At 30.1% G+C, this 12,015-nt stretch carries 14 protein-coding genes; 7 read left to right on the forward strand and 7 right to left on the reverse strand.

The features are described 5' to 3' along the window. Positions 1-20: 20 nt before the first annotated feature. Entirely contained in the window at positions 21-2,285 is a 2,265-nt protein-coding gene (locus tag Q0762_RS02780) for a carboxypeptidase-like regulatory domain-containing protein (RefSeq protein WP_298763344.1), read from the forward strand. A gap of 44 nt (positions 2,286-2,329) precedes the next feature. Next, positions 2,330-2,731 (forward strand): cation transporter, encoded by a 402-nt coding sequence (locus Q0762_RS02785; protein ID WP_298763345.1) that lies wholly within the window; start codon positions 2,330-2,332, stop codon positions 2,729-2,731. 229 nt (positions 2,732-2,960) lie between these two features. Here Q0762_RS02785 and Q0762_RS02790 read toward each other — a convergent pair whose 3' ends face one another. From Q0762_RS02790 to ahcY, 7 genes are all read right to left on the reverse strand, one after another. Next, on the reverse strand, positions 2,961-3,218 hold the full coding sequence (locus tag Q0762_RS02790) for a Txe/YoeB family addiction module toxin (protein ID WP_298763347.1): 258 nt from the start codon (positions 3,216-3,218) through the stop codon (positions 2,961-2,963). 1 nt (position 3,219) lies between these two features. Next, positions 3,220-3,474, reverse strand: a complete 255-nt coding sequence (locus Q0762_RS02795; RefSeq protein WP_298763349.1) for a type II toxin-antitoxin system Phd/YefM family antitoxin — start codon at positions 3,472-3,474, stop codon at positions 3,220-3,222. Positions 3,475-3,571: 97 nt separating this feature from the next. Then, positions 3,572-4,042 (reverse strand): DUF1569 domain-containing protein, encoded by a 471-nt coding sequence (locus Q0762_RS02800; RefSeq protein WP_298763350.1) that lies wholly within the window; start codon positions 4,040-4,042, stop codon positions 3,572-3,574. Between the two features lie 36 nt (positions 4,043-4,078). Then, the gene (locus tag Q0762_RS02805; protein WP_298763352.1) at positions 4,079-4,885 is read right to left on the reverse strand and encodes a DNA/RNA non-specific endonuclease; all 807 of its coding nucleotides are present in this window, start codon (positions 4,883-4,885) and stop codon (positions 4,079-4,081) included. Positions 4,886-5,010: 125 nt separating this feature from the next. Next, complete coding sequence (locus tag Q0762_RS02810) at positions 5,011-5,748, reverse strand: DUF5131 family protein (protein ID WP_298763353.1); 738 nt, start codon at positions 5,746-5,748, stop codon at positions 5,011-5,013. Positions 5,749-5,750: 2 nt separating this feature from the next. Next, positions 5,751-6,902, reverse strand: coding sequence for a three-Cys-motif partner protein TcmP (gene tcmP / locus Q0762_RS02815; RefSeq protein WP_298763355.1), 1,152 nt, complete (start codon positions 6,900-6,902; stop codon positions 5,751-5,753). A 269-nt stretch (positions 6,903-7,171) separates the two neighbouring features. Beyond that, positions 7,172-8,479 (reverse strand): adenosylhomocysteinase, encoded by a 1,308-nt coding sequence (gene ahcY / locus Q0762_RS02820; RefSeq protein ID WP_298763357.1) that lies wholly within the window; start codon positions 8,477-8,479, stop codon positions 7,172-7,174. 62 nt (positions 8,480-8,541) lie between these two features. Here ahcY and Q0762_RS02825 point away from each other — a divergent pair, with 62 nt between their 5' ends. The 5 genes from Q0762_RS02825 to arfB all read left to right on the forward strand — a co-directional run bounded on the left by Q0762_RS02825 (position 8,542) and on the right by arfB (position 11,868). Continuing rightward, positions 8,542-9,168, forward strand: a complete 627-nt coding sequence (locus tag Q0762_RS02825; RefSeq protein WP_298763359.1) for a 4'-phosphopantetheinyl transferase superfamily protein — start codon at positions 8,542-8,544, stop codon at positions 9,166-9,168. A 122-nt stretch (positions 9,169-9,290) separates the two neighbouring features. Continuing rightward, positions 9,291-10,016 (forward strand): geranylgeranylglyceryl/heptaprenylglyceryl phosphate synthase, encoded by a 726-nt coding sequence (locus Q0762_RS02830; protein WP_298763533.1) that lies wholly within the window; start codon positions 9,291-9,293, stop codon positions 10,014-10,016. 153 nt (positions 10,017-10,169) lie between these two features. Beyond that, positions 10,170-10,802 (forward strand): nicotinamide riboside transporter PnuC, encoded by a 633-nt coding sequence (gene pnuC, locus Q0762_RS02835; RefSeq protein WP_298763361.1) that lies wholly within the window; start codon positions 10,170-10,172, stop codon positions 10,800-10,802. After that, complete coding sequence (locus Q0762_RS02840; protein ID WP_298763362.1) at positions 10,763-11,422, forward strand: ATP-binding protein; 660 nt, start codon at positions 10,763-10,765, stop codon at positions 11,420-11,422. The genes pnuC and Q0762_RS02840 overlap by 40 nt, the downstream gene beginning before the upstream one ends. Positions 11,423-11,460: 38 nt before the next feature. After that, complete coding sequence (gene arfB / locus Q0762_RS02845) at positions 11,461-11,868, forward strand: alternative ribosome rescue aminoacyl-tRNA hydrolase ArfB (protein ID WP_298763364.1); 408 nt, start codon at positions 11,461-11,463, stop codon at positions 11,866-11,868. Positions 11,869-12,015: the final 147 nt, after the last annotated feature.

The raw sequence follows: 12,015 nt of genomic DNA on the forward strand, positions 1-12,015 counted from the left end.
TTCAATAAAGATTAAACGCAATGAAAACATTTATAATAAGTAGTTTTTTACTACTATTATCCACATTTTTTTACGCACAAACTGAGCTAAAAGGAATGATTATGGACAAACAAAATCCTAAAGATAATTTAGGCGTACCAAGTGCAACTGTAAACTGGCTAAACACAAACATTGGCGCAATTACAAACAAAAAAGGCTGGTTTACAATTCCTTATAAAAAGGAATACAAGCAACTAATAATAAGTTATATTGGTTATAAAACAGATACGTTAACGATAACTAATTTAGAACCAATTCACCATTTTATTACTCCAGAAAGTAATTTCGATGAAATTACCATTAAAACAAAAAGAGATGCTGTGCAAAAATCTTTATTTGCAACTGCCAATACTTTTACCGTAAATAATGATGAACTTTTAAAGGCTGCTTGCTGTAATTTAGCAGAAAGTTTTGAAACAAACCCATCTATAGATGTTAGTTTTTCTGATGCATTAACAGGTACTCGCCAAATACAAATGTTAGGTTTAAAAAGCCCATATTTATTAATTACTCAAGAAAATGTACCTTCTATAAGAGGTGCTGCACAAGCTTTTGGATTAACTTTTACACCAGGCACTTGGGTAGAAAGTATACAAATCACAAAAGGTACTGGCTCTGTTGTAAATGGTTTTGAGAGTATTTCTGGACAAATAAATGCAGAATTGGTAAAACCTTTTTCGGACAATAAATTCTTTGTAAACGCCTATGGTTCTCAAATGGGACGGTTAGAATTAAATACCCATTTTAACGAGCGTATTTCAAATAAATGGCAAACGGGTTTATACTTACATGGCAATTATAGAGGTCAAAAATTTGATAATAATAATGATAATTTTTTGGATGCACCTTTAGCTAATCAAATTAACGTGATGAATCGCTGGCAATATACAGATGCCCAAAATGGTTGGATTGGTTTTATAAACGTTCGCTTTTTAAATGATGAAAAACAAACTGGAGAATTAAATTTCAATCCAGAAACAGATAGCGTTACTCCTACTTCAACATTAAACGGAAACGAAATCTGGGGAAGCGAAATTGATACCAAACGTTTTGAAACCTCTGCAAAAATTGGCTATGTTTTTCCAGAATTACCTTTTCAAAGTTTTGGATTACAAATTGCCTATAGCAACCACTTTCAAGATGCTTATTTTGGTGAAAATGTGTATGATATTCAGCATGAAAGTTTATATTCTAATCTCATATTTAACTCTATTATTGGAGACACTAGAAACAAATTTAAAACAGGTTTAAGTTTTACGTATGATAAGTATGATGAACTGGTAAATACCACTAACTTCAATAGAAAAGAAAACGCTTTAGGTGCTTTTTTTGAATATGCTTTTGATAATTTAGACAACTTTAGTTTAACTGCTGGTTTAAGAATAGATACACACAATTTATTAGGAACTTTTTTAACTCCAAGATTGCACCTTAGATATGCGCCTTGGCAAAAAGGTGTTTTTAGAGCATCTTTTGGTAGAGGAAAAAGAAGTGCCAATATTTTTGCAGAAAATCAACAATTATTTGCAAGTTCTAGACAAATAAATATTGATGATGTTGGTGGAAACATCTACGGACTTAACCCAGAAATTGCATTGAATTATGGAATTTCTTATATGCAAAAATTCAGTTTATTTCATAGAAAAGCAGATCTTACTTTTGATTTTTATAGAACAGATTTTACAAACCAAGTTGTAGTAGATTGGGAAAATCCGCAAGAAATTTCTTTTTATAATTTAGATGGAAAAAGCAATGCAGATAGTTTTCAAGTAGAGTTTAACTACAACATTGCAAAGGGTTTTAATTTAAGAACTGCTTATAAATATTTTAATGTTGTTACAGATTATAAAAGCGGACGTTTACAAAAACCTATACAGCCTAGAAATAGAATTTTTGCTAATTTTTCTTATGAAACGGAAGCCAAAGAAAATAATTCGCAATGGAAATTTGATGCCACCTACAACAATATTGGCGAACAACGTTTACCAAATACGAATACTAACCCTGTGCAATATCAATTAACAGAAACTACAGCAAGGTTTAGTTTGTTACATGCACAAATTACCAAGTTGTTTTCTCACAAATTTGAAGTATATTTAGGAGGAGAAAACTTAACAAACGTGCAACAAAACAATCCTGTTTTAGCAAGTGACAAGCCTTTTGGCGCAAATTTTGATACTACAATTGTGTTTCAGCCAATATTTGGACGTGCAATTTATGCAGGTTTACGATTTAAAATAAAATAAGCTACTTAGTAGCACAAAATAAGAACTAATTAAAAACAATAAAAATGAAGAAAATAATATTTGTACTTAGTCTATTTTTACTTGGATTTACCACACAAGCCCAAGAAGTTAAAAAAGAAAAAAAGAAAAAAAATGCTAAAATAACTATGGAAGTAGCTGGTATTTGTGGCATGTGTAAAACACGAATAGAAACCGCCGCTTTAAAAACAAAAGGTGTAAAATTTGCTGTTTGGGACGTAAAAAGCCATCAATTAAAACTTATTATGGACGAGCGCAAAACTGAAGTTGGCAAAGTTCAAAAAAATATTATGAATGTTGGCCATGACATTATTTTAGAAAAAGGTAAAAAACGTGTTGCAACAGAAGAAGCTTATAAAACAGTGCACCCTTGTTCTAAATATAGAGATAAAAAAATTGTTTTAGAACATGAAGGTGACCTGAAATAAGTAAAGAAAAGCTAGCATTAATTTTAATGTTAATCTCAAAAAAATCTATTATTTTTTAATGATAGATTTTTTTTGCTAATAATTAATATTTACGCTGATATATAAAGTTTGTTGCGTTGATTCAGCGTAAACTTGCTGCATATTTATTGAATTAAAAGTGTGCGAGAATTTTCAAAAACAAGCAATTAATAGCAATAAAATTTATACGGTGTTGCCAGCAGTACTTTTTTTAGTCGTAATGAAATTTACATTTCGCAATTAATATTTCTCCTTCTCTATATTGGTAAATCAATCTATGCTCGCTATCAATTCGTCTTGACCAAAATCCTGCATATTTATGTTTTAGCGGTTCAGGTTTACCAATTCCATCAAAAGGGTTTCGAGCGATGTCTTTTAGGAGTTCATTTATTTTTTTCAATTTTTTCTTGTCTGTTTTTTGCCAATACAAATAATCCTCCCAAGATTCGTCAACGAATGTATATTTCATTTTAATTTTCGATTAGATCTTTGTTGAAAGTTGTTCCGCTTTTTAACTTGTCAATTGCAGAATCTAATCTTAGTTCATTTTTTCGGGAAGAAAGTTCGTGATTTGTAGCTATTAAAGAATTGTATTCATCTAATGACATAACTACAATTCCAGATTTTTTTCCTCGGTTTATAATTAAAGTCTCAAAGTTGTTTGTTACTCTATCCAAGTACCTTTTAATATCCTTTCTAAAGTCAGAAACTGTCGTAATTTGCATAATATCACATTTTATAAAGTACAAATATATGTACAAAATTTGACATACATTTTTTTTCATGTATTACTGGCAACATCTGATAACTTCAAACATAATACTACACTAAAATATGTTTTATAATTTTTAAATGATGCGTTGTATGTATATTTAAAAAAGTTAGTACTCTTTGTTTATTTACATTACCAAATAAAGGATGTTTAAAAAAAGCGTTTTTATCTAATAGTTCTATTTGTTGCAGCTGCTTTTTAGCCAATGCTAATTGATGAATTAAATCTTCATTCAAAATAATTTCTGGCGGTTTTACATGTTTTGGAGCTTTAGCTTTTCCTCTTGGAAAAATTTGTAAAGCAAACAATAACTTACCTAAAAGCTTAAAATTATCTTCATACTCATCTGGATTAGATTTTTGCATAGTGCTTATAACTGCATTTATAACCTTTAGACTGTGGTCTATGTGCCAACCTACATTTACTTTAGAAATCTTTAAATTTATACTTTCTTTTTGTAGCAAATAAGTTTCTAACAGCACTATTTTAGCCTCTAAAGTTTCTGTTTTTAATTTACTCATTGCATTTTGTTTTGTCTTATAAAGTTTGGTAAACTATTAAAAACTCCAATTTTTATAAGCGTTAGATGCTTCTAGTTTGTTTTCAATTTGGTCATCTAATTCTGCAAAAAAATCTATACCAGTTAAAGCTTCTATTTTATCTACAGGCACTACAAATTTATACAATGGCAAATGAGATTCTTTGTGTGGCATTAAAAAAGCCAGTACTTTTATTTTCCCCTTTGTGTTGTCTAATATTATTTTGTAAAACTGATTTGGTACAGCAACGTTTTCGCTACCAATAGTTTTTAAATTATTTTCTAAAACGCCACCTGTAACTACAAAAACTCCGTTATTTTTCTTTGCCCAATACCGTACTTTTTGTTCTAAACGATTCCAAATACCTGCATTAAAACTGTGTTTTTGAGGACTGATGTTACTTGTTAAAAAAGTTTCGTCATGTGCAGTTTTTGTAAAACGCCTGTCTGCTGCAGGACATAAATGCCCTTTGTCGTAACCAGATTTTTTATAATTACGCCAATGTGCTGCCTTTGTTTTTACGGCATTATCAATCTCAAAATAAGGGCGTTTGTAATTTGTGCGGCTTAAATGATTTGCTTTTAACTCATAAGCTACCCATTCTGCTTGCTCGTGTTTTTCGCTATAAGAAAGCGAATAGTTTTGATGATGCACAACTTGATTGGTAGTACTTGTTGGTAAGAAATATTGGTTGGTAGTTTCTTTAACTAGCTTGCCATTTTCTATAGGTACCTTTTCTTCTTTTATTTCTAAAAAATGCTCATAACTGTACACTGCAATTAATAGAATAACTGCTAAAATGGACCAAAGTTGTTTCTTTTTCAAGATGATTTTTATTTTTAATAACTGCAAAGGTATGAAAGAAACAAACAGTAATTGATTAAAAGATTTTGATACAAATTTGATGAAAATTAAAGTGGATTTAGAAGTAAGTCTATTTTTTTTATTTGTTAGACAACTTCAAGTTCAGGATATTCATTCCATTCTTCTCCTTGTAACAACCTTCCATTTGCCTTTTTACTTCTCCTAACATTATCTGCACCCCAAGTCCCCCATTGTTTAAAGAAAAAAGCTACATTTTGTTTTTGACACTGGTTTTTTATATTTATGGCCCAAGTTGACTTCATTGGTCTTGCCTTGTTACCACTTTCTCCACCAACAATTGCCCAATGGATATTAGATAAATCTAATTCTCCTAAATCTTCTAGTAAAGGCTCTAATGAAAGGAAACGAATAGCTGCATCAATATTTCTTAAAACATCAATTCTATTTTTAGATTTTTGATTTTCTACAGTTACTCCTAACCAAACATTATTAGGAGATTTCTTATCTTTAAAATAATCTGCTAAAATATCTTCTCTTTTGGTAAGTATTTGATATTCGTGTCTTGGTGTTTGCTCCATAACCTTGAAAACTTTATCTAAATATTCGTAAGGCATTTCTTCGTGAAATAAATCACTCATAGAATTTACAAAAAAACGAGTTGGTTTTTTTATTTTATAAGGTTGATTTAATCTTTCTGGCATTAACGAAAATTCAAAACCATTATCATATCCAGGAGTTCCCATTGCTTTTAATCTAAAAGACATTGTTTCTGCATAACAATTTTTACATCCAGCAGAAACCTTTGTACAACCTGTGCTAGGATTCCAGGTTGCTTCTGTCCATTCTATTTTAGTTTTTTTCATAATTATTGATTTAATAAATAGAAAACTTTTTTCTTTGGTGGATTTTTATAATTTTCATATTTCAAATAATATCCATTTCCAGGTACTTTTTTACCATTTTCATTTAGAACTTGCAACCTACCAATATCTCTAAAAGGTTTTAAAACTTCTTTTGTATGTCTTGGCAAATATCCTTTTTTTAAACCAAACATATATATATCCCCATTAGTTTTGTTTCCTTCTTGGAGAAATTTATCCAAATCATAAGGGTATTTTGAAATCTCAACATTACTTTCAAAAAGCGACTTTTGACTTTCAATTCTTTTGCTAAAACCCCTTCCTTGTTCTGTATCTATTTTCCATTTAGCTTCTAACATTTTTTCAAAACCTAGTGCATTTGGAGTAAAGAAAAACAATCCGTAGTAATTACTCTTTTCTTTTTCCAATAAAAAAGTATCTACAAAGCATTTCGTTTTTATAATAAAAGCTTCTTTAAGTTTATTGGTAAAATCAAAAATAGAATTAAATTTTTTTTCTTTTCCATCAAAAGAATCATGTAAGAAAGAACGGAGTGCATTTCCTCCTTTAAACTCTTTATCATAACTCTTTCTTGCAAACCTATACATATCAAACAATGGTAGAAAAAGAATTACTTCTGCATTTCCTAAACTTAAAAGTGCTGTAATTTGATTAATACTAATTTCCTTATAACCATGTGGATCTATGAATATTAAATGTTTATGTCTTTTATAATTCTTTATATTTTTAAGAACTAATGGTCCAATATTTAAATAATTTTCATTTGAAAAGTGAATATTTACATTGTTTGGTGTAAATATTTCCTCTGATAAAGATTTAACTCTTTCAATTTTTAACTTATCAACTTCAATATCAGAATTGCCATTATCATTTAATATAACATCTATATCAGGACAAGAGTTTTTATTTGAAAAATAATGACTTTTTATTGTTCTCAAAATTACTAAAGGACTTCCCTCATTGTCATCATCGTACTTTCCTTCACCACAAAATAAATCATAAATATAAATACCCTCATAATAATCAACTCTTGATATTATATTGAGATAAGTTGATAAATAAGTTTTTAATAGTTCAACTTTTGCCCTTGAATGTTCTAATAAAACATCTTTCGTACTTGAAGATTTCTTTTTCATAAACTTTTTTTTGATTAAAAGTAAGAAAAAAAATTAAAACTATCTAACTCGCGTTAAGGATAGAAACGACATCCTTTTTTCTTTTTCAGAAAAAAGATATAGTGGATAGCCTGTTAAAACGCCCAAATAAAAAACCTTCCCAAATTAATGGAAAGGTTTTTAAGTTTTATGAGATTTCTCAATCGCCTAAAAAGGCTCATTTCGAAATGACATTTAGCTTTTAAATTTAAGTTGCTACTACTAACTAACAACAAAAACCAAAAGCTAAATTAATATCTATAATGTTCTGGCTTGTATGGGCCTTCTTGCGTTACACCAATGTATGCTGCTTGGTCTTGGCTTAATTCTGTTAATTCTACACCAATTTTTGCCAAGTGTAATTTTGCTACTTTTTCATCTAAATGTTTTGGTAACATATACACTTCATTTTTATAAGCATCTGCATTGTTCCAAAGTTCTATTTGTGCCAAAGTTTGGTTTGTAAATGAGTTAGACATCACAAAACTTGGGTGCCCTGTTGCACAACCTAAATTTACCAAACGGCCTTCTGCTAATAAAATAATATCTTTTCCGTTGATGTTATATTTATCTACTTGTGGCTTAATTTCTACTTTTTCGCTATTATTATTTAAGTAAGGTACATCTATTTCATTGTCAAAATGACCAATGTTTGCAACAATTACTTTGTCTTTCATTGCCTCAAAATGTTCTCCTCTAACAATACCTTTATTACCTGTTGTAGTAATTACAATATCTGCATTACCTACTACAGTTTCTAATTTCTTAACTTCAAAACCGTCCATTGCTGCTTGTAAGGCACAAATTGGGTCTATTTCTGTAACGGTTACAATAGAACCTGCTCCTTTAAAAGAAGCTGCTGTTCCTTTACCAACGTCTCCATAACCACAAACTACTACTCTTTTACCTGCTAACATAATATCTGTTGCTCTACGAATTGCATCTACTGCAGATTCTTTACAACCATATTTATTATCGAATTTAGATTTTGTAACAGAATCGTTAATGTTAATTGCTGGCATTGGTAATGTTCCGTTTTTTACTCTTTCGTATAATCTGTGAACACCTGTTGTAGTTTCTTCTGACAAACCATTGATTCCTGCTGCCAATTCTGGATATCTGTCTAAAACCATATTGGTTAAATCTCCACCATCATCTAAAATCATATTTAATGGTTTTTTGTCTTCACCAAAAAACAAGGTTTGCTCTATACACCAATCAAATTCTTCTTCGTTCATTCCTTTCCAAGCATAAACTGGTGTTCCTGTTGCAGCAATTGCAGCAGCAGCTTGGTCTTGTGTAGAAAAAATATTACAAGAACTCCAAGTAACCTCTGCACCTAAAGCTTGTAAAGTTTCTATTAAAACTGCTGTTTGAATAGTCATGTGCAAACAACCTGCAATTCTTGCACCTTTTAAAGGTTGGCTGTCTCCATACTCTTCTCTTAAACTCATTAATCCTGGCATTTCTGCTTCTGCCAATTCTATTTCTTTTCTACCCCAATCTGCTAAAGAAATATCTTTAACTTTAAACGGTACGTAAGCTGTTTTTGTGCTCATATTTTGTATATTTATCAACTATTTTTTGCGACTGCAAAGGTACAACATACATTTTAAATTCTATGGCTCTTTACAAAACATTAACGGTAAATAACACAACTAAAGTACTGATTTGGAAGATTGAAGAAACAATTATTGATTTACAGCAAGACACTGCTTTAACAGAAACGAGCACAGCACGTTTACAATCTATGAAATCTGAGTTACACCAGAAAGGTTTTTTAAGCATTAGACACTTGCTAAAAAAAATGGGTTATACAGATTCTGATTTGGTTTATGATGAGTTTGGTAAACCTCATTTAAAAGATGGTAAATTTATTTCCATTACCCACTCTTTTACATTTACTGCCATTATTATTTCTGACAATTTACCTGTTGGTATTGATATTGAAATGCAACGCGATAAAATTCTAAAAATAGCACACAAATTTACACCTATACAAGAGTACAACACTATTGCTAATGTAACTGCTAAAATTAGTAAATTAACTATTGTTTGGGGCGGAAAAGAGAGTTTGTATAAAATTTACGGCAAAAAGAAACTTCGTTTTTTAGAACATATTTTTATTGAAAATTTTAGGTTTGATGATGGTAAAACTACAGGCGAAATTCGTTTTGACGGAGAAACTTTTGCCTATAAAATTCAGTTTTTAGAGTTTGAAGGTTTTACTTGTGTTTTTGCTTATTAATATAAGTTGCAAAGTTTTGTCATTGCGAGGAACGAAGCAATCTCTTACTTTTTTTGATATTAAAAGAACAGATTACTTAGTAATTCTTCCTAGTAATAACCTAAAGCTTTTGTATTTTCGCAATTGTGAATATTTACCAAAACATTTTACAAGCAAAGCAAGAAGGCAAAAAACTATTAGCTGTTTTAATAGATCCAGAAAAAATAGATTTAAAAAATATTTCTTCTTTTTTTGATAAAGTACACAAATCTATTGCTACACATATTTTTGTTGGTGGCAGCACAGATAAAAATAACGCAACAGAAAATGTTGTAATTGCAATTAAAAAAGCTACAAAACTTCCTGTTATTTTATTTCCTGGTGATGTTTCTCAAATTACCCCAAAAGCAGATGGTATTTTATTTTTGAGTTTACTTTCTGGCAGAAATCCGGAATATTTAATTGAACAGCAAATAAAAAGTGTGCCTTTTTTAAAAAATACTGATTTAGAAATTATACCAACTGGTTATATTTTAGTTGATGGTAAAAAAGAAACTGCCACCCAAAAAGTTAGCAATACAAAACCAATTGCCCAAAATAATCTACAACTCATTTTAAACACTGCGTTAGCTGGCAAATTTTCTGGTAAAAAACTCATTTACTTAGAAGCTGGATCTGGAGCCACAGTGCCTGTGGAGGCAAGTATTATTACTCTTGTGCAAAAGGAATTATCAATTCCGTTGATTGTTGGTGGTGGAATTCGTTCTAAAAAACAATTAGAAAACGCATTTTCTGCTGGCGCAGATTTAGTAGTTATTGGCACTGCTTTTGAGAATGATGAGGATTTTTTTAATCAACTTAAAAAATAGAATTTATTTGTTCTGCGTAGGAAGGAATGACAGAACTGATCGAAAAAAAACGCTCTATAACTTTATAATCATTAATTTTAATTCTTAGTTTAGATTCTTGCTTTAGTAGGAATTACAGAAAAGACTACTTTTACAACTTTAAAATGAAACGTAATGTCAGCAATTTTTGATTTTCTATTTGCCCAATACAAAACCTACGAAACTTTAGATATTACACTAGAAATTATTGCTGTAATTTTTGGGTTTTTATCGGTTTGGTTTTCTAAACAAAATAAAATTTGGGTGTTTCCAACAGGCATGATTAGCACTTCTATTTTTGTGTATTTACTCTTAAAATGGGAACTTTTAGGAGATCTGATGATTAACGGATATTATTTTATAATGAGTGTTTATGGTTGGTATATTTGGACACGTAAAGTAAATGAAACACATGTTACGCCTATTTCTAAAACAACTTTAAAAGAGAAACAAACTGCTATATTTATATTTATTGCCACTTTAATTTTTGTTTATCTGGTGTATAATTATTTTAACAAATGGACTTCTTGGGTGGCGTATGTAGATACATTTACTACTGCAATTTTCTTTGTAGGTATGTGGTTAATGGCAAAAAGAAAAATAGAAAATTGGCTTTTTTGGATTGTTGGAGACCTAATTTCTGTACCTTTATATTTGTATAAAGGATTTACTTTTACAAGTTTTCAATATTTTGGATTTACATTTATTGCCGTTTTTGGCTACTTAGCATGGAAAAAACACTTACACAAGACCCAATTAACATCGTAAAAGTTGTTTTGTTTGGCCCAGAATCTACAGGAAAAACCACACTTTCTAGACATTTAGCACGTTATTACAATACGGTTTGGGCACCAGAATTTGCAAGAGAATATTTGCAAAACAAATGGAATAACGAACGTAAAACTTGCCAAAAAGAAGATTTATTACCTATTGCTATTGGACAAATGAAATTAGAAAATACGTTGGCTAAAAAAGCCGATAAAATTTTAATTTGCGATACAGATTTACTAGAAACCAAAGTATATTCAGAAGAATTTTACGGTGGTTTTGTTGATGAAAAATTAAACAAAGCTGCGCATACAAATGTGTACGATTTGTATTTACTTACTTATATAGACACACCTTGGGAAGAAGACGATTTACGTGACAGACCAGAGCAACGTTTAGAAATGTTTACAGCTTTTGAAAACGCATTAAAAGCACACAATAAAAATTATATTTTATTAAAAGGCGATAAAGAAACGCGTCTAAAAAACGCAACCAATGCTATTGATAAAATTATTGCCAAAAAAGAGAGGCTACATTCGTTTTCTGATACTTTAGAAGATTTAGACATGCATTTTATGCATCAAAATTCTGAGGGTTTTGGAAATTCTTATGAGTACTAAATAAAGTTTCTTCTCTTTAGGAAGGTTAGAATAGGAATATGAACACAGAAAACATCATAAAAGAACTACAATTTAAGGCCATAAGAAGCTCTGGTTCTGGCGGGCAACATGTAAACAAAACGTCTTCTAAAATAGAATTGACTTTTGATTTAGAAAACTCTTTTGCGCTTTCTGATGAAGAAAAACAGCGTTTAAAAACAAAGCTTTCTAGCAAATTAACCAAAGAAAATGTGCTGATTCTTTTTTGTGAAGAAACTAGAAGTCAGCATAAAAATAAAGAGTTGGCTATTAAACGTTTTTTGGGTTTATTAAAAACTAATTTAATACAACCAAAAAAACGCAGACCTACAAAACCGAGTAGAAGTGTTCTTAAAAAAAATGCAGAAAGTAAACTTAGAAATTCTGTAAAAAAAGCACTTAGAAAAAGACCAAGAATAGATGAATAGCTAAAAATTGGCAAACAGGTTTAGCCGTGGTTGAAACGGCATCCTTTTTTCTTTTTCAGAAAAAAGATATAGTGGAAAACACGAAATAGCTTCTAAAAAAAAATCACTTTTTTATTTCACAGTAAATTATAACCACTTAATTTTGCA

Source organism: uncultured Polaribacter sp. (genome assembly GCF_947495205.1).
Classification (GTDB): domain Bacteria; phylum Bacteroidota; class Bacteroidia; order Flavobacteriales; family Flavobacteriaceae; genus Polaribacter.